This window comes from Pseudomonas sp. P9_31 (genome assembly GCF_034008235.1).
In the GTDB taxonomy this organism is placed as follows: domain Bacteria; phylum Pseudomonadota; class Gammaproteobacteria; order Pseudomonadales; family Pseudomonadaceae; genus Aquipseudomonas.
This window is the reverse complement of record NZ_CP125375.1, coordinates 5266034-5288133: the sequence shown is the minus strand read 5'-3', so window position 1 is coordinate 5288133 and position 22100 is coordinate 5266034. Positions and strand designations below refer to the sequence as shown.

Genomic DNA, 22100 nt, shown 5'->3' with positions numbered 1-22100 from the left:
GATGGGCTCACAGGTATGCGGCGTTGGCCGCATCGAGATGGCCTTGGGCGCGCAGGATCAATTCGCAGAATTCACGAGCGGCGCCTTCGCCACCACGGGCCTGGGTGATGCCATGGGCATGTTCGCGCACGAAGCTGGCAGCGTTGGCCACCGCCATGCCCAGGCCAACACGGCGAATCACCGGCAGGTCTGGCAGGTCGTCGCCGAGGTAGGCCACTTGTTCATAGCTTAGGTTGAGCTGGGCAAGAAGCCCGTCGAGCACCACCAGTTTGTCTTCCCGGCCCTGGAACAGATGTGGAATGCCGAGGTTCTTCGCTCGCCGCTCGACCACCGGCGTCTTGCGACCGCTGATGATAGCGGTCTGCACGCCGGCGGCCATCAACATCTTGATGCCCTGGCCGTCGAGGGTGTTGAAGGTCTTGAATTCGCTACCGTCTTCGAGGAAGTACAGGCGCCCGTCGGTCAGCACGCCGTCGACGTCGAATACCGCCAGTTTGATCTGTTTGCCGCGTTGCAGCAGGTCCGTGCTCATTACATTACTCCCGCACGCAGCAAGTCGTGCATGTTCAAGGCGCCGACCGGGCGGTCTTCGCTGTCGACCACTACCAGCGCGTTGATCTTGTGGTCTTCCATGATTTTCAACGCCTCGGCGGCGAGCATCTCGGCGCGGGCGGTCTTGCCGTGGGCAGTCATCACTTCGTCAATGGTCGTACTGTGGATATCAATGGTGCGGTCCAGAGTGCGGCGCAGATCGCCATCAGTGAAGATCCCGGCGAGCTTTCCATCGGTGTTCAGTACGACGGTCATGCCCAGCCCCTTGCGGGTCATTTCCATCAAGGCATCCTTGAGCAGCGTACCGCACACCACTTGCGGTAACTCGGCGCCGGCATGCATGACGTTTTCCACTTTCAGTAACAAGCGGCGGCCAAGGGCGCCACCCGGGTGGGAAAAAGCGAAATCTTCAGCGGTAAAACCGCGAGCTTCAAGCAAGGCAACGGCGAGGGCGTCACCCATGACCAGCGCAGCGGTGGTCGATGAGGTGGGTGCCAGATTCAACGGGCAGGCTTCGTGTTCGACGCTTACATTGAGGTTGACTTCCGCTGCCTTGGCCAGCGGCGACTCGGGGTTACCGGTCAGGCTGATCATTTGAATGCCCAGGCGCTTGATCAGCGGCAGCAAGGTGACGATTTCGTTGGTAGACCCGGAGTTCGACAGCGCCAGAATGATGTCGTCACGGGTAATCATGCCCATGTCGCCGTGGCTGGCCTCGGCCGGGTGCACGAAAAAGGCTGTGGTGCCGGTACTGGCCAGGGTGGCGGCAATCTTGTTGCCAATGTGCCCCGATTTGCCCATGCCGACCACGACCACACGGCCTTTGCTGGCCAGAATCATCTCGCAAGCGCGTACGAAATCTGCGTCGATATGGGGTAGCAAGCCTTGTACGGCTTCCAGTTCGAGGCGGATGGTACGTTGTGCTGATTGAATCAGGTCGCTGGATTGGTTCATGTCGGAAATCATATAGCCTGATGAAAAGGCGGCGATTATAGCGGTAATGATCGAAACCCTCACGCAAGTTCGTCGCGGTTTGTCATTCCTTGTTACCGAATCCCTCTAAATAGATGATTTCAGGCCGTCATGTTGCTGAACGTGCCCGGCTTGGGCCTTGGGCGCTTGGCCTTTGCAGTGATATAGTTCGCCGCCAGTTCGGCCTGCCCGGGGAGGTATGTGCTTTCGCCAGAAAGCCAGGCGTCCGAGTGAGAGGCTGCATCGCAAGGAGTTTAGATGAGTGCCGATAACGCCTACGCGGTCGAGCTGAAGGGACTGACCTTCAAGCGCGGTTCGCGCAGCATTTTCAATAACGTCGATATCCGCATCCCGCGCGGCAAGGTCACCGGCATCATGGGGCCTTCCGGGTGTGGCAAGACCACGCTGTTGCGGCTGATGGGCGCACAATTGCGTCCCACCAGCGGCGAAGTCTGGGTCAACGGCCAGAACCTGCCAACGTTGTCGCGCAGCGATTTGTTCGATGCGCGCAAGCACATGGGCGTGCTGTTTCAGAGTGGCGCACTGTTTACCGATCTCGATGTGTTCGAGAACGTCGCCTTTCCGTTGCGCGTTCATACCGCGCTGCCGGAAGAAATGATTCGCGACATTGTCCTGCTCAAATTGCAGGCCGTGGGCTTGCGTGGTGCCATCGACCTGATGCCCGACGAATTATCCGGTGGTATGAAGCGTCGCGTCGCGCTGGCCCGGGCGATTGCCCTCGATCCGCAAATTCTCATGTATGACGAGCCCTTTGTCGGTCAGGACCCGATCGCCATGGGCGTGCTGGTGCGCCTGATCCGCCTGCTCAACGATGCGCTGGGCATCACCAGCATCGTGGTCTCCCACGATCTGGCCGAGACCGCGAGCATCGCCGATTACCTCATTGTGGTGGGCGACGGACAAGTGTTGGGGCAGGGCACGCCCAAGGAATTGATGAGCTCCGACGAGCCACGTATTCGTCAATTCATGACAGGCGAACCCGACGGCCCGGTCGCATACCACTTTCCAGCGACGGATTACCGCGCAGATCTTCTGGGGACGCGCTGATGCGCAAGATTTCACTGATAGAAAGAGTACGTCGGTTCGGTTATGCCGGCATCGAAGTGCTGGCGGTGTTCGGGCGTTCGGCGCTGTTCCTGTTTCATGCCTTGCTCGGTCGTGGCGGCATCGGTGGCGGTTTTGGCCTGCTGGTCAAGCAACTGCATTCGGTGGGCGTGATGTCCCTGGTGATCATTGTGGTCTCCGGGGTGTTCATCGGCATGGTGCTGGCACTGCAGGGCTTCAACATTCTGTCCAGCTACGGTTCGGAGCAGGCGGTCGGGCAGATGGTTGCGCTGACGCTGCTGCGGGAACTGGGGCCGGTGGTCACTGCGTTGTTGTTCGCCGGGCGTGCGGGTTCGGCGCTGACCGCCGAAATCGGCAACATGAAGTCCACCGAGCAGTTGTCCAGCCTGGAAATGATCGGGGTCGACCCGCTCAAGTACATCATTGCCCCGCGCCTGTGGGCCGGCTTCATTTCCCTGCCAGTGCTGGCAATGATTTTCAGCGTGGTGGGTATCTGGGGCGGTTCGTGGGTGGCCGTCGACTGGCTGGGGGTCTATGAAGGCTCTTACTGGTCGAACATGCAAAACAGCGTGACGTTTGTCGACGATGTGCTCAACGGTATTATCAAAAGCATCGTTTTTGCCTTCGTCGTGACCTGGATCGCCGTATTCCAAGGCTATGACTGCGAGCCCACTTCCGAGGGGATCAGTCGTGCCACTACCAAGACCGTGGTGTACGCCTCTTTGGCGGTACTCGGCCTGGACTTTATTCTGACCGCCTTGATGTTTGGAGATTTCTGATGCAAAACCGCACCCTGGAAATCGGTGTCGGCCTTTTCTTGCTGGCTGGCATCCTGGCTTTGCTGTTGCTTGCGTTGCGGGTCAGTGGTCTGTCCCCGAGCGCAACCACCGATACTTATAAACTTTATGCGTATTTCGACAATATCGCCGGTTTGACGGTCAGAGCTAAAGTGACCATGGCCGGTGTGACCATCGGCAAGGTCACGGCTATCGATCTGGACCGCGACAGCTTCACCGGTCGGGTGACCATGCAACTGGAAAAGCGCGTAGATAATCTGCCGACTGACTCCACTGCATCTATCCTGACCGCTGGTCTGCTGGGTGAGAAATACATCGGTATCAGCGTGGGCGGGGAAGCAACCCTGCTCAAGGATGGTGGAACCATCCACGACACGCAGTCGTCGCTGGTGCTCGAGGACCTGATCGGTAAATTTCTGCTCAATACCGTTAGCAAAGACGCCAAATGAGGAGCTTTTGAATGATCTCTATCTTGCGACGTGGCCTGTTGGTAATACTCGCGGCCTTGCCGTTGATGGCTAACGCCGTGGCGGCGCCTTCCGCGCACGATCTGGTACAGGACACCACCACCCGGCTGCTGGCGGATCTTTCCGCCAACAAATCCAAGTACAAGCAGGATCCGCAAGACTTTTATACGGCGCTGAACACCATCGTTGGCCCTGTAGTCGATGCCGAGGGCATTTCCAAGAGCATCATGACGGTCAAGTATTCGCGCAAAGCCACTCCTGAGCAAATGCACACGTTTGAAGAAAACTTCAAGAAAGGCCTGTTTCAGTTCTATGGCAATGCCCTGCTGGAATACGACAACCAGGGTATCGTCGTCGAGCCTGCCAAGGATGAGTCGGGAGACCGTACCAGCGTTGGCATGTCGGTCAAAGGCAGCAGCGGCGCGATCTATCCTGTGTCTTACACACTCGAAAAGATCAATGGCGAGTGGAAGCTGCGCAACGTGATCATCAATGGCATCAACATCGGCAAGCTGTTCCGCGATCAGTTCGCTGACGCGATGCAGCGCAATGGCAACGACCTGGACAAGACCATCAACGGTTGGGCCGGGGAAGTCGCCAAAGCCAAGGAAGCCACCGAAAAATCCACCGAGAAACAAGCCCAATGAGTGAGTCGGCCATTCGCATGAGCGAAGCCGGCGAGCTGCTGCTCAGCGGCGTGCTGGATTACCGCACGGGTCCGAACCTGCGCAAGCAGGGTCAGGCGCTGATCAAGTCCAGCAACGCGGCTGCGCTGGTGGTCGATTGCTCCGCGGTGGAGAAATCCAGCAGCGTCGGCTTATCGCTGCTGCTGTGTTTCATGCGCGATGCTCAGGCGGCCGGCAAGGCTCTGAGCATTCGTTCGATGCCCGACGATATGCGCGAAATCGCTCAGGTCAGCGAATTGACCGAGCTGTTGGCGCATCCCTAACCGCATCCTATAAAGAAGCCCCCCGTCAGAGTCCTGCTTCGCGGGGTTCGCAGGCGCGGGGCTTTTTTGTATGATGTCCGACCCGCGCGCACAGGGCGCCGATTGAGGTTGAGCATGCAGGCCGTAGAAGTGAAGAGCTTCCTTGAAGGAAAGCTGCCCGGAACGCTGGTAGAAGTTGAGGGCGAAGGCTGCAATTTCCAGCTGAACGTGATTAGCGATGAACTGGCGGCGTTAAGCCCGGTCAAGCGTCAGCAGCAGATCTATGCCCATTTGAACCCATGGATCACCGATGGCAGCATCCATGCGGTCACTATGAAATTTTTCAGCAGCGCGGCCTGGGCCGAGCGCACCTGAGCCCAAGGGCGTCGAGATTCTTATGGATAAATTGATTATTACCGGTGGCGCTCGTCTTGATGGCGAGATCCGCATCTCCGGGGCAAAGAACTCTGCCCTGCCGATCCTGGCTGCCACCTTGCTGTGCGATGGCCCGGTGACCGTGGCCAACTTGCCGCACCTGCACGACATCACCACCATGATCGAGCTGTTCGGTCGCATGGGCATTGAGCCGGTGATCGACGAGAAACTCAGCGTCGAAATCGACCCGCGCACCATCAAGACCCTGATCGCGCCGTACGAACTGGTGAAAACCATGCGTGCCTCGATCCTGGTGCTGGGCCCGATGGTTGCCCGTTTCGGTGAAGCCGAAGTCGCACTGCCTGGCGGTTGCGCCATCGGTTCGCGTCCAGTCGACCTGCACATCCGTGGCCTTGAAGCCATGGGCGCGGTCATCGACGTCGAAGGCGGCTACATCAAGGCCAAGGCCCCTGAAGGCGGCCTGCGCGGTGCGCACTTCTTCTTCGACACCGTCAGCGTGACCGGTACCGAGAACATCATGATGGCCGCCGCTCTGGCCAAGGGCCGCAGCGTGCTGGCAAACGCTGCTCGCGAGCCTGAAGTCGTCGACCTGGCGAACTTCCTGAACGCCATGGGCGCGAAGGTTTCCGGTGCCGGCACCGACACCATCACCATCGATGGCGTCGAGCGTCTGCACACCACCACTTACAAAGTGATGCCTGACCGTATCGAAACCGGCACCTACCTGGTGGCGGCAGCGGTCACCGGCGGGCGTGTGAAGGTCAAGGACACCGATCCGACCATCCTCGAAGCTGTTCTGGAGAAACTCCGCGAGTCGGGTGCTGAAATCACCTGCGGTGAAGACTGGATCGAGCTGAACATGCACGGCAAGCGGCCGAAAGCCGTTAACGTGCGGACCGCTCCATACCCGGCGTTCCCGACCGACATGCAAGCACAGTTCATCTCTCTCAACGCCATTGCCGAAGGCACCGGTGCGGTGATCGAGACGATCTTCGAAAACCGCTTCATGCACGTTTACGAACTGCACCGTATGGGTGCTCACATCCAGGTCGAAGGCAACACCGCTATCGTTACCGGCATCGAAAAGCTCAAGGGCGCGCCAGTCATGGCCACCGACCTGCGTGCTTCGGCCAGCCTGGTGATTTCGGCGCTGATCGCCGAAGGTGATACCTTGATCGACCGCATCTACCACATCGACCGTGGTTACGAGTGCATCGAAGAGAAACTGCAGATGCTCGGCGCCAAGATCCGCCGCGTACCGGGCTAGTTTCTGCTGCATGGGCGCAAGGACGCTGCCCGTTGATTTGTTGAAGTCGAGCCGGTTTCCGGCTCGATGTGTGTCCGGCGCCGTTTGCGACCGGGCATGAGTACCTTGATAAGGACTGACGTTTCCCATGTTGACTATCGCACTGTCCAAGGGCCGCATCCTTGACGACACCCTGCCGCTTCTGGCTGAAGCGGGCATTGTGCCGACCGAGAATCCGGACAAGAGCCGCAAGCTGATCATCCCCACGACCCAGGCCGATGTGCGCTTGCTGATCGTGCGCGCCACCGATGTGCCGACTTATGTCGAGCATGGTGCCGCGGACCTCGGCGTCGCCGGTAAAGATGTGCTGATGGAATATGGTGGCCAGGGTCTGTACGAGCCTCTGGATCTGCGAATTGCCCTCTGCAAGCTGATGACCGCCGGCCGTGTCGGCGATGTCGAGCCCAAGGGCCGTCTGCGGGTGGCGACCAAATTCGTCAACGTCGCCAAGCGTTACTACGCCGAGCAGGGCCGTCAGGTCGACATCATCAAGCTCTACGGCTCGATGGAGCTGGCGCCGCTAATCGGTCTGGCGGACAAGATCATCGACGTGGTCGACACCGGTAACACCCTGCGTGCCAATGGCCTGGAACCCCAGGATTTCATTGCCGACATCAGCTCCCGGCTGATCGTCAACAAAGCTTCGATGAAAATGCAACACGCCCGTATCCAGGCGTTGATCGACACCCTGCGCAAGGCAGTGGAGTCTCGACACCGCGGCTGATTCACCTGCGCGACCTTGAGTCGCGCCCGTCTATCCGCCTCATAGCCAGAATTCTCAGGTGCCCAAGCGGAAACGACTGCTAAGTTAGGGCGCCTGAGTTTTTGCCAATCCTATGAGGCTCTCGCTATGACCGCACCGACTGCAATTCGCCGACTCAATGCTGCTGATCCGGATTTCGCACATCATCTGGATCATCTGCTGAGCTGGGAAAGTGTGTCTGACGACTCGGTCAATCAGCGGGTGCTGGACATCATCAAGGCTGTACGCGAGCGTGGCGACGCGGCGGTGGTCGAGTTCACCCAGAAGTTCGATGGCCTGCAAGTGGCATCCATGGCGGATTTGATCCTGCCTCGTGAACGCCTGGAACTGGCATTGACCCGCATCACCGCGCCTCAGCGTGAAGCGTTGGAAAAGGCAGCGGCCCGTGTGCGCAGCTACCACGAAAAACAGAAGCAGGATTCCTGGAGCTACACCGAAGCCGATGGCACGGTGCTGGGCCAGAAGGTCACACCGCTGGACCGCGCCGGTCTGTACGTACCGGGCGGCAAGGCGTCCTACCCGTCGTCGGTGCTGATGAACGCGATTCCGGCCAAGGTGGCCGGTGTGACCGAAGTGGTCATGGTCGTGCCAACCCCGCGCGGTGAAGTCAACGAACTGGTGCTGGCCGCGGCCTGTATCGCCGGCGTCGACCGGGTGTTCACCATTGGTGGCGCCCAAGCGGTTGCGGCGCTGGCTTATGGCACCGAAAGCGTGCCGAAAGTCGACAAAGTGGTCGGCCCGGGCAACATCTATGTCGCCACTGCCAAGCGCCATGTGTTCGGCCAGGTCGGTATCGACATGATCGCCGGTCCATCGGAGATTCTGGTGGTGTGCGACGGCCAGACCGACCCGGACTGGATTGCCATGGACCTGTTCTCCCAGGCCGAGCACGACGAAGATGCCCAGGCGATTCTGGTAAGCCCGGACGCCGAGTTCCTCGACAAGGTCGCGGCGAGCATCGCCAAACTGCTGCCAACCATGGAACGCGCCGAGATCATCGAAACTTCGATCAATGGCCGTGGCGCGCTGATCAAGGTTCGTGACATGGAACAAGCCATCGAAGTGGCCAACCGCATCGCGCCGGAGCACCTGGAGTTGTCGGTCGCCGACCCGCAGGCCTGGCTGCCGCAGATCCGCCACGCCGGGGCGATCTTCATGGGCCGTCACACCTCCGAAGCCCTGGGAGACTACTGTGCAGGCCCGAACCATGTGTTGCCGACGTCCGGCACCGCGCGCTTCTCTTCGCCGCTGGGTGTGTATGACTTCCAGAAGCGTTCGTCGATCATCTTCTGCTCCGAGCAGGGTGCCTCCGAACTGGGCAAGACTGCTTCCGTGCTGGCCCGTGGCGAGTCGTTGACCGCTCACGCGCGTAGCGCCGAATACCGCATCGTTGACGAAGACTTTCTTCAAGGGCAGGGGAACTGAACATGAGTAAATTCTGGAGCCCGTTCGTCAAGAATCTGGTGCCTTACGTGCCGGGCGAGCAGCCGAAACTGGCGAAACTGGTGAAACTCAACACCAACGAAAACCCGTACGGCCCATCGCCTAAAGCCTTGGCGGCGATGCAAACCGAGCTGAACGACAACCTGCGTCTGTACCCGGACCCGAACAGCGACGTGCTCAAACAAGCCGTTGCCAAATACTACGGCGTGCAAAGCAATCAGGTGTTCCTCGGCAACGGTTCCGATGAAGTCCTGGCGCACATCTTTCACGGTTTGCTGCAACACGATAAACCACTGCTGTTCCCGGACATCAGTTACAGCTTCTATCCGGTTTACTGCGGGCTGTACGGCATTGCGTTCGACGCGGTGCCGCTGGACGAGCAGTTCCAGATCAACCCGGCGGACTACGCCAAGCCGAATGGCGGGATCATTTTCCCTAACCCGAACGCACCGACCGGTTGCCTGCTGGCGCTGGACGCTGTCGAGCAAATCCTCAAGGCCAGCCCGGATTCAGTGGTCGTGGTGGATGAGGCTTACATCGATTTCGGTGGCGAAACGGCGATCACGCTGGTGGACCGTTATCCGAACCTGTTGGTGACTCAGACCCTGTCCAAGTCCCGTTCGCTGGCGGGCCTGCGGGTTGGCCTGGCGGTGGGGCACCCGGACCTGATCGAGGCGCTGGAGCGGATCAAGAACAGCTTCAACTCCTACCCGCTGGATCGCCTGGCGATTGTCGGGGCTGCGGCGGCGTTCGAAGATCGCGAGTATTTCGACAAGACCTGCCGGTTGGTCATCGAGAGTCGCGAGCAGGTGGTCGCGCAGTTGGAAGCGAAGGGGTTTGAGGTGTTGCCGTCGGCGGCGAACTTCATTTTCGCCCGTCACCCGAAGCACGATGCGGCAGGGCTGGCGGCGAAGTTGCGTGAACAGGGCGTGATCGTTCGGCACTTCAAGCAGGAGCGGATTGCCCAGTTCCTGCGGATCTCCATTGGCGCACCGGAGCAGAACCAGGCACTGATCGACGGCCTCGGCGACCTGTAAGGCTTCCCCGATCCTGTTGGAGCGAGCCTGCTCGCGATGAGGCCATAACATTCAGCATTGATGTTGAATGCAAAACCGCTATCGCGAGCAGGCTCGCTCCCACAAGGTTTTGTGGGTTACTCGTGATGCGGTTCGCCCAGGAACGTCAACGAGCTGAAGAGCCCGCGCGTCGCCACATCCGGATTGTCCTTGAGCTGCACTTCTATCTGCGCCGCAATCACATTCAACCCCTCATTACGCACCAATACTTGCGCCCGACCCTCTGCGTCGGTCTCTGTGCTCAAGGTATTGGGCGCGCTGCGATAGTCGCCCACCAGCTTTACACCCGCCGCCGGCTTACCGTCCAATAGCACTCGAACCGGCAACGACTTACCCGGCCCAACGGTCAGCGGATCGACCTCCGGCAGAATCAGCAATTTCATCTGATCGAGTTTCGGCAGTTTCGCCCCCGGCTGGTAAATCGCCAGGCTGTATTTGAAGGTATGGGTCGACTCAATGGCCCCCGACACCTTGCTGCGTCCTTCGTTGATCCACTTTTTGTCGGCGGTCTGCGACCACATGCCGTTGTTCAGCGCCACGGCCATCACTGCCGGTGGTTTCAACGGTTGCAGGCGGGCGTGGTCGGCCAGGCGCTGCACGCTCACCGGGATCATTTTGCCGTTGACGTCATAGGCCCAGGCACCGCTGATTTTTTGCGCCTTGAAGGCGTTGTCCTCGGCGCCGTGGCCGTAGATGACTTCGATGTTGCCGCGACGTTGTTCGGTCCACAGGCCGTGGGCCGAAACCTGACCGGTAAACAATAGGCCGAGCAGCAGGCCGGGCAGCGCCAAAGATTTGAGGTGTTGCATGGAGACGTCCTTTTACAGGTTGAGTGTCAGGCTGACGGTGAAATTGCGCGGCTCGCCGGGGTTGACCCAGTAGTTGCTGTAGGAGCGCTCGAAGTATTTCTCGTCGAAAAGGTTGTTCAGGTTCAGGCCCACGGTGACGTTTTCGCTGGCCTTGTAATGGGCCAGCAGATCGACGGTGTGGTAGGCCGGCAATTCGAATTCGCTGCCGGCTTCCCCCGAGCGATCGCCGACATAGGTGAACGCGGCGCCGAGGTCCGAGCCGCGCAAATGACCATCCTGAAATTCATAAACCCCCAGCAAGCTGCCGCTGCGCTTAGCCACGCCGAGAATCCGGCTGCCGGTGGGAATGACTTTGTCACCTTGGGTGACTTCGGCGTCGATGTAAGCGAAGGCACCGATCACTCGCACGGCGTCGGTCACTTGCCCGGCGACTTGCAGGTCGACGCCCTGGCTGCGGGCCTTGCCCATGGCACGGCTGGAGTCGGTGCCCGGGTCGAGGGCCAGGACGTTTTCCTTGTCGATATGGAAGACGGCGAGGGTGCTGCTCAAGCGATCGTCGAACAGCTCGTTCTTGATCCCGACTTCATAGCCGACGCCTTCTTCCGGATCGAAGGATTTGCCGGCGGCATCCAGGCCATTGTTCGGTTTGAACGAGGTGGAAGCGTTGGCGAACAGCCCCACTTCGGGCGTCAGTTGGTAGAGCAGCCCGGCCCGTTGGGTCAGGGCATCGTGACGCTGGCGGCTGGTCGCATTGCGGCTGTGATCGTCGATGCTTTGTTCGAAATGTTCAAAGCGCACACCGAGCATGCCGCGCAGTTTGTCGGTGAAAACGATCTGGTCTTGAAGATTCAGCGCCTGACTTTCGACGTGCTCGAAGAAGTCGCTCCCCGAGCGCACGCCATTGGGTTTTGGCTGGCCGTAGATCGGCTGATAGATATCGATGGCGTAGGGGCCGCCGGCAATGGTCGTGACCCGTTCGTTCTTGCGGAAATTCTCGTACTCGCTGCCGATCAGCAGTTCGTGTTGCCAGCTGCCGATGTCGAACAGGCCGCGCAGTTCGAGTTGCGTAATGCTGTCATGCCAGTTGGTATCGCGCTCGCGGTAGCGGCGGTTGAGGGTATGGCCGTCGGCGTTCAATGGACGATTTTCGGAAGCGAAGCCCCAGAGCTTGCCTTCCTTGTAATGGCTGGCCAGGCGCAGCTTCCAGCTGTCGTTGAGCTGATGTTCGAGCGCGGCTTGCAGCAGGTTGTTGTGGTTGTCGATGTTGCCGTCGTTGGGTTCGCCGAGGAAGGTCGAGCGGGAGACGCCGCTCCACTTATTGTCTGGCGCGACGATGCCACGATCGAATGTTGAGCTGTGGCGGACGAACTCGCTCTCGACCAACAGGCTGGTGTCCGGGTTCAGCTGCCAGCTGAACGAAGGTGCAACGAACACGCGCTGGCTGTCGACGTGATCGCGAAAGCTGTGGTTGTCCTCGACAGCCAGGTTCACCCGGGACAGAACGTTGCCGGCATCATCCAGCGGTGTGTTGACGTCCACGGCGGTGCGATAACGATCCCAACTGCCAGCACTGGTTTGCAGCGTGGTGAATGCCTCGGGCTGGGGTTTCTTGGTGACGATGTTCACCGTACCGCCCGGATCGCCGCGCCCATAGAGGCTGGCGGCCGGGCCTTTGAGCACTTCGATGCGTTCGATGTTGGCCACGTCCGGCGTACTTGGATAGCCGCGGTTGGCGCTGAAGCCGTCCTTGTAGAACTCCGAGGTGGTGAAGCCGCGTACGCTGTATTCGTAGAGCGTCAGGCCGCCGAAGTTGTTCTGCTTCGACACACCGCCGGCAAAATCCAGCGCGCGCTCGACATGGGTGCTGCCCAGGTCCTTGAGCACGCTGACGGGAATCACGCTGATCGATTGCGGGATGTCGCGAAGGGCGGTGTCGGTTTTGGTCGCGCTGGAAGAGCGTGTTGCACGATAGCCCTTGACCGGGCCGGTGGAGGACTCGTAGTCGGAGGTGACGCTGATGGCGTCCAGTTCAACGGTTTGGGGTTCTTCGGCGAAGACCGGATCCCCCAGCAGACCGAGGACCAAACCGGCCAGGGAAGCCATTGTTCGAGACGACATGTTATGTTGTTCCAATAATAATACTGAAACAATATAACATGCCTAATGAGAATGTCTGCCGTTAACGGCTTTGGAGTTGTGGAGCAGCCTGGGGCGTCAAAGATCGCAGCCTTCGGCAGCTCCTGCGGCTTACTCTTCTTCTTTTTCCTTGACTGGCGCGGGAGGCGGGCGCAGACCGATTTCTGCCGTCAGCTTGAGCTCTTTGCCGTTGCGCATGACTTGAATCGTGACCTTGTCGGTCGGCTTGATTCGCGCCACCTGGTTCATTGACTTGCGACCATCGCCAGCCGGTTCGCCATCAATGCTGAGGATCACGTCGCCCAGTTGCAGGCCAGCCTTCTGCGCCGGGCCATCACGAAAAATCCCCGCGACCACAATCCCCGGGCGTCCCGACAGGCCAAACGACTCCGCCAGCTCCTGACTCAACGGTTGCACTTCGATGCCGAGCCAGCCACGAATCACCTGGCCGTGTTCGATGATCGACTTCATCACTTCCATCGCCAGTTTGACCGGGATCGCGAAGCCGATGCCCTGAGAACCGCCGGACTTGGAGAAGATCGCCGTGTTGATCCCGGTCAGGTTGCCATTGGCGTCCACCAGCGCCCCGCCGGAGTTGCCGGGGTTGATCGCGGCGTCAGTCTGGATGAAGTCTTCGTAGTTGTTCAGGCCCAACTGATTGCGCCCGGTGGCACTGATGATGCCCATGGTCACGGTCTGGCCGACGCCGAACGGGTTGCCGATGGCCAGGGCCACATCGCCGATGCGCAGGTTGTCGGAGCGACCGACGGTGATCGACGGCAGGTTTTTCAGGTCGATCTTCAACACCGCGAGGTCGGTTTCCGGGTCGCTGCCGATGACCCTGGCCAGGGTTTCGCGGCCATCCTTGAGTGCCACCACGATCTGGTCGGCACCGCTGGTCACGTGGTTGTTGGTCAGCAGGTAACCTTCCGGGCTCATGATCACGCCCGAACCGAGGCTCGACTCCATGCGCTTCTGCTTGGGCGAGTTGTCGCCGAAGAAGCGGCGGAACTGCGGATCTTCGAACAGCGGATGGCTGGGTTTGTTGACCACTTTGGTGGTGTACAGGTTGACCACCGACGGCGCAGCCGTGGTCACTGCGTCGGCGTAGGACACCGGGCCCTGTTGCAGACCGATGGTTTGCGGGGCTTGTTGCAGATTGACGTCGAGGCTCGGTAGCCCGACCCACTGCGGGTAACGCTGAATAATCAGTAGAGCGACAAGCACGCCGGCCAACAGCGGCCAGCCGGAAAAACGCAGCGCCTTGAGCATTAAGCACGTCCTGAGAGGTTGCAGGCGGTATGAGACCGCCCATAATGTGGCGCATTATACGAGGCCGCGCGTGCCTCTGAACGGGATATTTAGGAGTCTTTTATGGCCGTCGCCCTGAGCACCCTGGTCGAAGAAGCCGACCGTTACCTGGCAAGTGCGAAGATCGCCGATTACTGCCCCAACGGCTTGCAGGTTGAAGGCCGGCCGCAAGTGATGCGCATCGTCAGCGGTGTCACCGCCAGCCAGGCGCTGCTGGACGCCGCGGTCGAGGCCCAGGCCGATCTGGTGCTGGTGCATCACGGCTATTTCTGGAAAGGCGAGAACCCGTGCATCACCGGCATGAAGCAGCGCCGGTTGAAAACCCTGCTCAAGCACGACATCAGTCTGCTGTCTTATCACTTGCCGCTGGACCTGCACCCGGAAGTCGGGAACAACGTGCAGCTTGCCCGGCAGCTGGACATCACCGTCGAAGGCCCGCTGGATCCGGATAATCTGAAAGTCGTCGGGCTTGTCGGCTCGTTGAGCGAACCGATGACCCCCCGCGATTTCGCCCGCCGCGTGCAGGAAGTCATGGGGCGCGAGCCGTTGCTGATCGAAGGCAGCGAGATGATTCGTCGGGTCGGCTGGTGCACCGGTGGCGGCCAGGGTTACATTGATCAGGCGGTGTTGGCTGGCGTCGATCTGTACCTCAGCGGCGAAGCCTCCGAGCAGACGTTCCACAGCGCCCGGGAAAACGACATCAGCTTCATCGCCGCCGGCCACCATGCCACCGAGCGTTACGGTGTGCAGGCGTTGGGCGATTACCTGGCGCGACGTTTCGCCCTCGAGCACATCTTCATCGATTGCCCGAACCCTATTTGATGCTGTACAGATTTTCACTTAACACCGCAATTCAACTGTGGGAGCGAGCCTGCTCGCGATGGCTGCGTCACATTCGACATTCATGTCACTGACACACCGCTATCGCGAGCAGGCTCGCTCCCACAGGTGCTCATACACCCGAACGGGCAGGTATATTCATATACTCTTTCGATCTAGCCGCCGTCCTGATTAGAAGGGGGCGCTGTGCTAGGATTCCCCGCTCGAACACGGCCCGAAGGCCGTCCATAAGATCGTTTTCGTGAGTAGCCATGGTCGACAAACTGACGCATCTGAAACAGCTGGAGGCCGAAAGCATCCACATCATCCGCGAGGTCGCCGCCGAGTTCGATAACCCGGTGATGCTGTACTCCGTCGGTAAAGACTCTGCCGTAATGCTGCATCTTGCGCGCAAGGCATTCTTCCCGGGCAAACTTCCGTTTCCGGTGATGCACGTCGACACCCAGTGGAAGTTCAAGGAAATGTACGCGTTCCGCGACCGCATGGTCGAAGAGCTCGGCCTGGACCTGCTGGTACACGTCAACCCCGAGGGTGTTGCGCAGGGTATCAACCCGCTCACCCACGGCAGTGCCAAGCACACCGACATCATGAAGACCGAAGGCCTCAAACAGGCCCTCGACAAGTATGGCTTCGATGCCGCATTCGGTGGCGCCCGTCGCGACGAAGAGAAGTCCCGGGCCAAAGAGCGCGTGTATTCCTTCCGTGACAGCAAACACCGCTGGGACCCGAAAAACCAGCGCCCGGAGCTGTGGAACGTCTACAACGGCAAGGTCAACAAGGGCGAATCGATCCGCGTATTCCCGTTGTCGAACTGGACCGAGCTGGACATCTGGCAGTACATCTACCTCGAAGGCATCCCGATCGTGCCGCTGTATTTCGCTGCCGAGCGTGATGTCATCGAGATGAACGGCACCTGGATCATGATCGACGACGAGCGCCTGCTCAATCATCTGAGCGACGAAGACAAGGCGCGCATCGTCAAGAAAAAGGTCCGTTTCCGTACACTGGGCGACTACCCGTTGACCGGTGCTGTCGAGTCCGAGGCCACCAGCCTGACCGACATCATTCAGGAAATGCTCCTGACGCGAACTTCCGAACGCCAGGGCCGAGTCATCGATCACGATGGCGCCGGTTCCATGGAAGAAAAGAAACGTCAGGGTTATTTCTAAGGGGTTGTCATGTCGCACGCATCTGATTTGATCAGCGAGGACATCCTCGCCTACCTGGGCCAGCACGAACGCAAGGAAATGCTGCGCTTTCTGACTTGTGGCAACGTCGACGACGGCAAGAGCACCCTGATCGGGCGCCTGCTGCACGACTCCAAAATGATCTACGAAGATCACCTGGAAGCCATTACCCGCGACTCGAAAAAAGTCGGCACCACCGGCGAAGACATCGACCTGGCGTTGCTGGTCGACGGCTTGCAGGCCGAGCGTGAGCAGGGCATCACCATCGATGTCGCCTACCGCTATTTCTCTACCGCCAAGCGCAAATTCATCATCGCCGATACCCCCGGCCATGAGCAGTACACCCGCAACATGGCCACCGGTGCGTCCACCTGTGACCTGGCGATCATCCTGGTCGACGCCCGTTACGGCGTGCAGACCCAGACCCGTCGCCACAGCTTTATCGCCTCGTTGCTGGGCATCAAGCACATCGTGGTCGCCATCAACAAGATGGACCTCAACGGCTTCGACGAAAGCGTGTTCGAGTCGATCAAGGCCGATTACCTGAAGTTCGCCGAAGGCATCGCGTTCAAGCCGAGCACCATGGCGTTCGTGCCGATGTCCGCGCTCAAGGGCGACAACGTGGTGAACAAGTCCGAGCGCTCGCCGTGGTACACCGGCCAGTCGCTGATGGAAATCCTCGAAACCGTCGAAATCGCCAGCGACCGCAACTACACCGACCTGCGGTTCCCGGTGCAGTACGTCAACCGTCCGAACCTGAACTTCCGTGGTTTCGCCGGCACCCTGGCCAGCGGCATCGTGCACAAGGGCGACGAAGTCGTTGTGCTGCCGTCGGGCAAAAGCAGCCGCGTGAAATCCATTGTCACCTTCGAAGGTGAGCTGGAGCATGCAGGCCCTGGTCAAGCGGTGACGCTGACCATGGAAGACGAGATCGACATCTCCCGCGGCGACTTGCTGGTGCACGCCGACAACAAGCCGCAAGTGACTGACGCCTTCGACGCCATGCTGGTGTGGATGGCCGAAGAGCCGATGCTGCCGGGCAAGAAATACGACATCAAGCGTGCCACGACTTACGTGCCGGGTTCGATCACCAGCATCGTTAATCGCGTGGACGTGAACACCTTGGCCGAAGGGCCAGCCAGCTCGCTGCAACTGAACGAAATCGGTCGGGTCAAGATCAGCCTCGACGCGGCTATCGCGCTGGACGGTTACGACAGCAACCGCACCACCGGTTCGTTCATCGTCATCGATCGATTGACCAACGGCACGGTCGCGGCCGGCATGATCATCGCCCAGCCGTTGAGCCATGGCACCAGCACCCACCACGGCAAACTGGCGCACGTGGCCACCGAAGAACGCGCCCAGCGCTTCGGTCAGCAACCGGCCACTGTGTTGTTCAGCGGCCTGTCCGGCGCTGGCAAAAGCACCCTGGCGTATGCGGTTGAACGCAAGCTGTTCGACCTGGGCCGTGCGGTGTTTGTGCTCGATGGCCAGAACCTGCGTCACGACCTGAACAAAGGTCTGCCAAATGATCGCGCCGGGCGGACCGAAAACTGGCGTCGTGCGGCGCACGTTGCGCGTCAGTTCAACGAAGCCGGCCTGCTGACACTGGCGGCATTTGTTGCCCCGAGTGCCGAAGGTCGTGAGCAGGCCAGGGACCTGATCGGCAAGGAGCGTCTGCTGACGGTTTACGTCCAGGCCTCGCCGACGGTCTGTGCCGAGCGTGATCCGCAAGGTCTGTACGCGGCGGGTGGCGATAACATCCCGGGCGAATCCTTCCCGTACGACGTGCCGCTGGATGCCGATCTGGTGATCGACACCCAGTCGCTGTCGCTGGAAGAAAGCGTCAAGCAAGTGCTGGATCTGCTGCGCAAGCGTGGCGCGATCTAAGCGTTAGCTGCCAATAAAAAACCCGCAGATGAGTGATCGTCTGCGGGTTTTTTTGTGTCTGGGAGGACGCCATCGCGAGCAGGCTCGCTCCCACATTGGTTCTCTATGAAATACAAATTTTGTGTTCACTGAAGATCAACTGTGGGAGCGAGCCTGCTCGCGATGGGGCCGGCACTGACACCTTGTTACTTGGCGGTGTACTCCCGGTGCATCTGCCCGAGCAGCGCATCCTTGTCATTCCACAGCTGATTGATCCAACCCTGAAACTCGAGCCGATACACCCCATCCTGGTCGTAGTTTTTGCCGACGAACTGCGGTGGAATCTTCAGCTCCTGAAAGTGCACCACCACGTCTTTCACATTACCGCAGAGCAAATCCCAGTAACCCGGACGCCCCGCCGGGTAGTGGATGGTCACGTTGACGATGGCTTCCAGCTGGTCGCCCATGGCATCCAGCACGAAAGCGATACCACCCGCTTTCGGCTTGAGCAGGTAGCGGAACGGTGAGCTCTGCTGTACGTGTTTGCCCTCGGTGAAGCGCGTGCCTTCGACGAAGTTGAAAATCCCCACCGGGTTATTGCGGAACTTGTCGCAGGTCTTGCGGGTGGTTTCCAGGTCTTTGCCTTTCTTCTCCGGGTGCTTTTCCAGATAGGCCTTGGAGTAACGCTTCATGAACGGAAAACCGAGCGCCCACCACGCCAGGCCAATCACCGGCACCCAGATCAGTTCCTGTTTGAGAAAGAACTTCAGCGGGCGGATGCGACGGTTGAGCACGTACTGCAACACCATGATGTCGACCCAGCTCTGGTGGTTGCTAGTGATCAGGTACGAGTGCTGATAGTCCAGACCTTCCAGCCCGCTGAGTTGCCAGCGCGTGTGCCCGAGCAAGTCCATCCAGGCTTTGTTGTTGCTGATCCAGGTTTCGTGGATATGGCCCATCAGCCAGTTGGTGAGACGCTGGGCGGCGGGGAAGGGCAGCAGCAGTTTGAAGATCGCCACCACGAACAGCGGGGTGCAGCAGGCAATCGTATTCAGCGCCAACAGCAGCGAGGCGATCACACCGCGCACGGGTGCAGGTAGGAAATCCAGCATTTAAACATCCATAGGTCGGTTGGCCGCTTGAATCGCGGTCAACGCGATGGTGTAGACGATGTCGTCGACTTGCGCGCCACGCGGCAGGTCGTTCACCGGTTTGCGCAGGCCTTGCAGCATCGGCCCGAGGCTGACGCAGTCGGCGCTGCGCTGCACGGCTTTGTGGGTGGTGTTGCCGGTGTTCAGGTCAGGGAACACGAACACCGTGGCACGACCGGCCACCTGACTGTTCGGCGCCAGTTGCCGTGCCACGGTTTCGTTGGCGGCGGCGTCGTACTGCAACGGGCCGTCGATCAACAACGAGTGTTGCTGTTCGTGGGCGAGCAAGGTGGCCTCGCGAACCTTTTCGACTTCTTCGCCGCTGGCCGATTCACCACTGGAGTAGCTGATCATCGCCACCCGTGGCGTGATGCCGAACGCTGCCGCCGAATCGGCGCTTTGCAGGGCGATCTCGGCCAGTTCGCTGGCACTCGGGTGCGGGTTCATCACGCAGTCGCCGTAGACCAGCACTTCTTCCGGAAACAGCATGAAGAACACCGACGACACCAGGGTGCAGCCCGGCGCGGTCTTGATCAGTTGCAGGGCCGGGCGGATGGTGTTGGCGGTGGAGTGAATGACCCCGGACACCAGCCCGTCGACTTCATCCAGCGCCAGCATCATGGTGCCGATCACCACGGTGTCTTCCAGTTGCTGCTCGGCCATGGGTGCATTGAGGCTTTTGCTTTTGCGCAGGGCGACCATTGGCTCTACGTAACGCTCGCGGATCAGGTCCGGGTCGAGGATTTCCAGCCCCGGCGGCAACTCGATGCCTTGGGCGCGGGCCACGGCTTCGACGTCTTCCGGTTTGGCCAGCAACACACAACGGGCAATGCCCCGCGCCTGACAGATCGCTGCAGCTTGTACGGTCAACGGCTCGCTGCCTTCAGGCAACACGATGCGCTTGTTGGCGGACTGGGCGCGCTGGATCAGTTGATAGCGGAACACCGCTGGCGACAGGCGCATTTCCCGTGGCGTGCCGCAGCGCTGGTGCAGCCAGTTGGCGTCGAGGTGGCTGGCGACGAAATCGGTGATGATCTCCGCACGTTCGCGGTCGTCGATCGGGATTTCCTTGTTCAAACCGTTCAACTGGTTGGCGGTTTCGTAGGAACCGGTGCTGACCGACAACACCGGCAAACCGGCCTGCAAGGCGCCACGGCACAGGTCCATGATGCGCGGGTCTGGCAGGGTGTCGCTGGTCAGCAACAGGCCGGCCAGGGGTACGCCGTTCATTGCCGCGAGGCTGACCGCGAGGATGATGTCGTCGCGATCGCCAGGGGTCACCACCAGCACGCCGGGCTTGAGCAGCTCCACGGTGTTGCGCACGGTGCGGGCGCAAATGATGATTTTGGTCATGCGCCGGGTTTCGTAGTCGCCGGCGTTGAGCACCTGAGCGCCCATCAGATCGGCCACGTCGCGGGTGCGCGGTGCGTTCAGTTCCGGTTGGAAGGGGATGCAGCCGAGCAGGCGGAAGTCGCCACTGCGCAGCAATGGCGAATGTTCTTTCAGGCGCGAGGCGAAGGCCTCCATGCTCTCGTCGGTTTTGACCTTGTTGAGGATCACGCCAAGGACTTTCGGGTCTTTCGGCCCGCCGAACAATTGCGCCTGCAATTCCACCCGACCAGAGAGTTCGGTCAGCACTTCGTTTTCCGGCGCCGAGACCAGAATCACTTCGGCGTCGAGGCTCTTGGCCAAATGCAGGTTGACCCGCGCGGCGTAGCTGGCGCTGCGGGTCGGGACCATGCCTTCGACGATCAGCACATCCTTGCCGATGGCGGCTTGCTGATAGAGGGTGATGATTTCTTCGAGCAGCTCATCCAGCTGACCGTCGCCGAGCATCCGCTCGACGTGGGCCAGGCCCAACGGCTGTGGCGGTTTCAAACCGTGAGTGCGGGCCACCAGTTCGGTGGAGCGTTCAGGGCCCGTGTCACCCGGGTGTGGCTGGGCAATCGGTTTGAAAAAGCCGACTTTGAGGCCGGCCCGCTCGAGGGTACGCACCAGCCCGAGGCTGATGGAGGTCAGACCCACACCAAAATCGGTGGGCGCGATAAAAAAAGTTTGCATGCGGATTCTCTGCAATGGTGAACGCCTATGGCTGGCGCTCTACCGATATTCAGTCGCCAAGGTTATCGCTAACCGAGCCCTGTGCGCACCAACCGCAATCAAAGGGCTGGCCTATTTTTTCATTGCGCAGCAAAGGGTCCAGCACCCAGGCCCGGGATTGCCACGGTGGCTGGTGCCGCAGGTGTTGGGTATGGCCGCAGGAAAGCTCGGCCACCCAGTGCCCGTCCTCGTCCTGATGAAAGCCTGTGACCGTCGAGCCTTTCGCCGCAATCCGTCTGTCCGGGTTGTGTTCGCTTTCGGACGATTGCTTCGCTAAACTTGGACATTCATCATTCTTATGCAAAAGGTCTCGCCCCATGCTGATCGCCGCCAATAAGGCTGTCTCCATCGACTATACCCTGACCAACGACGCTGGTGAGGTCATCGACAGCTCCGCCGGCGGCGCGCCGCTGGTCTACCTGCAAGGCGCAGGTAACATCATCCCGGGCCTGGAAAAGGCACTGGAAGGCAAAGCCGTCGGTGAAGAACTGACTGTCGCCGTAGAACCTGAAGATGCCTACGGCGAATACGCTGCCGAACTGGTCAGCACCCTGAGCCGCAGCATGTTCGAAGGCGTTGACGAGCTGGAAGTGGGCATGCAGTTCCACGCTTCCGCTCCGGACGGCCAGATGCAGATCGTCACCATTCGCGATCTGGACGGCGATGATGTCACCGTCGACGGCAACCACCCGTTGGCTGGTCAGCGCCTGAATTTCCAGGTCAAGATCGTCGCCATCCGTGACGCCAGCCAGGAAGAAATCGCTCATGGTCACGTCCATGGCGAAGGTGGCCATCACCACTGATTTTCTGCGCTAAGCTTTCGAGAACTGGAGAGGCGCCCGAGGGCGCCTTTTTAGTCCGCGGCTGTCCTTGGCGACATGACCAAGTGGCTGTTTCGAGAAGAACACGGG

At 60.0% G+C, this 22100-nt stretch carries 22 protein-coding genes; 14 read left to right on the top strand and 8 right to left on the bottom strand.

Annotated features, from left to right (window positions below):
• Positions 1–7 precede the first annotated feature (7 nt).
• Together QMK51_RS23995 and QMK51_RS23990 are read right to left on the bottom strand one after the other, a co-directional pair.
• A complete protein-coding gene (locus QMK51_RS23995; RefSeq protein ID WP_258697537.1) occupies positions 8–532 on the bottom strand; it encodes a KdsC family phosphatase in 525 nt (174 codons plus the stop codon).
• Positions 532–1506, bottom strand: coding sequence for a KpsF/GutQ family sugar-phosphate isomerase (locus tag QMK51_RS23990; RefSeq protein ID WP_258697536.1), 975 nt, complete (start codon positions 1504–1506; stop codon positions 532–534). Before QMK51_RS23990 ends, QMK51_RS23995 begins: the two co-directional genes overlap by 1 nt.
• 276 nt (positions 1507–1782) lie before the next feature.
• On the opposite strand from QMK51_RS23990, the gene QMK51_RS23985 reads away from it, so the two are divergent.
• From QMK51_RS23985 to hisC, 10 genes are all read left to right on the top strand, one after another.
• The gene (locus tag QMK51_RS23985) at positions 1783–2592 is read left to right on the top strand and encodes an ATP-binding cassette domain-containing protein (RefSeq protein WP_320392225.1); all 810 of its coding nucleotides are present in this window, start codon (positions 1783–1785) and stop codon (positions 2590–2592) included.
• Complete coding sequence (mlaE, locus tag QMK51_RS23980) at positions 2592–3389, top strand: lipid asymmetry maintenance ABC transporter permease subunit MlaE (protein ID WP_258697534.1); 798 nt, start codon at positions 2592–2594, stop codon at positions 3387–3389. Before QMK51_RS23985 ends, mlaE begins: the two co-directional genes overlap by 1 nt.
• Positions 3389–3856: an outer membrane lipid asymmetry maintenance protein MlaD gene (gene mlaD / locus QMK51_RS23975; protein ID WP_258697533.1), complete on the top strand. Its 468-nt coding sequence runs from the start codon at positions 3389–3391 to the stop codon at positions 3854–3856. Before mlaE ends, mlaD begins: the two co-directional genes overlap by 1 nt.
• Before the next feature lie 11 nt (positions 3857–3867).
• Positions 3868–4521 (top strand): phospholipid-binding protein MlaC, encoded by a 654-nt coding sequence (locus tag QMK51_RS23970; RefSeq protein ID WP_320392224.1) that lies wholly within the window; start codon positions 3868–3870, stop codon positions 4519–4521.
• Entirely contained in the window at positions 4518–4823 is a 306-nt protein-coding gene (locus QMK51_RS23965; RefSeq protein ID WP_320392223.1) for a lipid asymmetry maintenance protein MlaB, read from the top strand. Before QMK51_RS23970 ends, QMK51_RS23965 begins: the two co-directional genes overlap by 4 nt.
• A gap of 114 nt (positions 4824–4937) precedes the next feature.
• Positions 4938–5177 carry a BolA family protein gene (locus QMK51_RS23960; protein ID WP_007912386.1) on the top strand — a complete coding sequence of 80 codons (240 nt, stop codon included), beginning with the start codon at positions 4938–4940 and terminating at the stop codon, positions 5175–5177.
• Positions 5178–5199: 22 nt separating this feature from the next.
• Positions 5200–6465, top strand: coding sequence for a UDP-N-acetylglucosamine 1-carboxyvinyltransferase (gene murA, locus QMK51_RS23955; protein ID WP_008070575.1), 1266 nt, complete (start codon positions 5200–5202; stop codon positions 6463–6465).
• Positions 6466–6592: 127 nt separating this feature from the next.
• On the top strand, positions 6593–7228 hold the full coding sequence (hisG, locus tag QMK51_RS23950) for an ATP phosphoribosyltransferase (protein WP_007901570.1): 636 nt from the start codon (positions 6593–6595) through the stop codon (positions 7226–7228).
• Positions 7229–7354: 126 nt separating this feature from the next.
• Positions 7355–8692, top strand: a complete 1338-nt coding sequence (gene hisD, locus QMK51_RS23945) for a histidinol dehydrogenase (RefSeq protein ID WP_258697530.1) — start codon at positions 7355–7357, stop codon at positions 8690–8692.
• 2 nt (positions 8693–8694) lie between these two features.
• Positions 8695–9747 carry a histidinol-phosphate transaminase gene (hisC, locus tag QMK51_RS23940; RefSeq protein ID WP_258697529.1) on the top strand — a complete coding sequence of 351 codons (1053 nt, stop codon included), beginning with the start codon at positions 8695–8697 and terminating at the stop codon, positions 9745–9747.
• Between the two features lie 116 nt (positions 9748–9863).
• Here the strand turns inward: hisC and QMK51_RS23935 are convergent, their stop codons facing one another.
• From QMK51_RS23935 to algW, 3 genes are all read right to left on the bottom strand, one after another.
• Positions 9864–10595: a DUF4198 domain-containing protein gene (locus QMK51_RS23935; RefSeq protein WP_320392222.1), complete on the bottom strand. Its 732-nt coding sequence runs from the start codon at positions 10593–10595 to the stop codon at positions 9864–9866.
• A gap of 12 nt (positions 10596–10607) precedes the next feature.
• On the bottom strand, positions 10608–12713 hold the full coding sequence (locus tag QMK51_RS23930) for a TonB-dependent receptor (RefSeq protein ID WP_320392221.1): 2106 nt from the start codon (positions 12711–12713) through the stop codon (positions 10608–10610).
• 129 nt (positions 12714–12842) lie between these two features.
• Positions 12843–14003: a Do family serine endopeptidase AlgW gene (algW, locus tag QMK51_RS23925; RefSeq protein ID WP_258697526.1), complete on the bottom strand. Its 1161-nt coding sequence runs from the start codon at positions 14001–14003 to the stop codon at positions 12843–12845.
• A gap of 102 nt (positions 14004–14105) precedes the next feature.
• Between algW and QMK51_RS23920 the strand changes: the two genes are divergently transcribed.
• The 3 genes from QMK51_RS23920 to cysN all read left to right on the top strand — a co-directional run bounded on the left by QMK51_RS23920 (position 14106) and on the right by cysN (position 17959).
• Complete coding sequence (locus QMK51_RS23920) at positions 14106–14864, top strand: Nif3-like dinuclear metal center hexameric protein (protein ID WP_007901591.1); 759 nt, start codon at positions 14106–14108, stop codon at positions 14862–14864.
• Positions 14865–15133: 269 nt separating this feature from the next.
• Positions 15134–16051 carry a sulfate adenylyltransferase subunit CysD gene (cysD, locus tag QMK51_RS23915; protein ID WP_007941268.1) on the top strand — a complete coding sequence of 306 codons (918 nt, stop codon included), beginning with the start codon at positions 15134–15136 and terminating at the stop codon, positions 16049–16051.
• A gap of 9 nt (positions 16052–16060) precedes the next feature.
• Complete coding sequence (cysN, locus tag QMK51_RS23910) at positions 16061–17959, top strand: sulfate adenylyltransferase subunit CysN (RefSeq protein ID WP_320392220.1); 1899 nt, start codon at positions 16061–16063, stop codon at positions 17957–17959.
• Between the two features lie 185 nt (positions 17960–18144).
• Here cysN and QMK51_RS23905 read toward each other — a convergent pair whose 3' ends face one another.
• Genes QMK51_RS23905 through QMK51_RS23895 form a run of 3 tightly spaced genes read right to left on the bottom strand, consistent with a single transcriptional unit; the run spans position 18145 to position 21538 of the window.
• Positions 18145–19050, bottom strand: a complete 906-nt coding sequence (locus QMK51_RS23905) for an acyltransferase (RefSeq protein ID WP_320392219.1) — start codon at positions 19048–19050, stop codon at positions 18145–18147.
• Positions 19051–21150 carry a phosphate acetyltransferase gene (gene pta / locus QMK51_RS23900; RefSeq protein ID WP_320392218.1) on the bottom strand — a complete coding sequence of 700 codons (2100 nt, stop codon included), beginning with the start codon at positions 21148–21150 and terminating at the stop codon, positions 19051–19053. It lies immediately after the preceding gene.
• A 49-nt stretch (positions 21151–21199) separates the two neighbouring features.
• On the bottom strand, positions 21200–21538 hold the full coding sequence (locus tag QMK51_RS23895; RefSeq protein WP_320392217.1) for a DUF3565 domain-containing protein: 339 nt from the start codon (positions 21536–21538) through the stop codon (positions 21200–21202).
• Between QMK51_RS23895 and QMK51_RS23890 the strand changes: the two genes are divergently transcribed.
• On the top strand, positions 21507–21992 hold the full coding sequence (locus QMK51_RS23890) for an FKBP-type peptidyl-prolyl cis-trans isomerase (protein WP_095193885.1): 486 nt from the start codon (positions 21507–21509) through the stop codon (positions 21990–21992). The two genes, QMK51_RS23895 and QMK51_RS23890, sit on opposite strands and share 32 nt — an antisense overlap.
• The last annotated feature ends 108 nt before the right edge of the window (positions 21993–22100 follow it).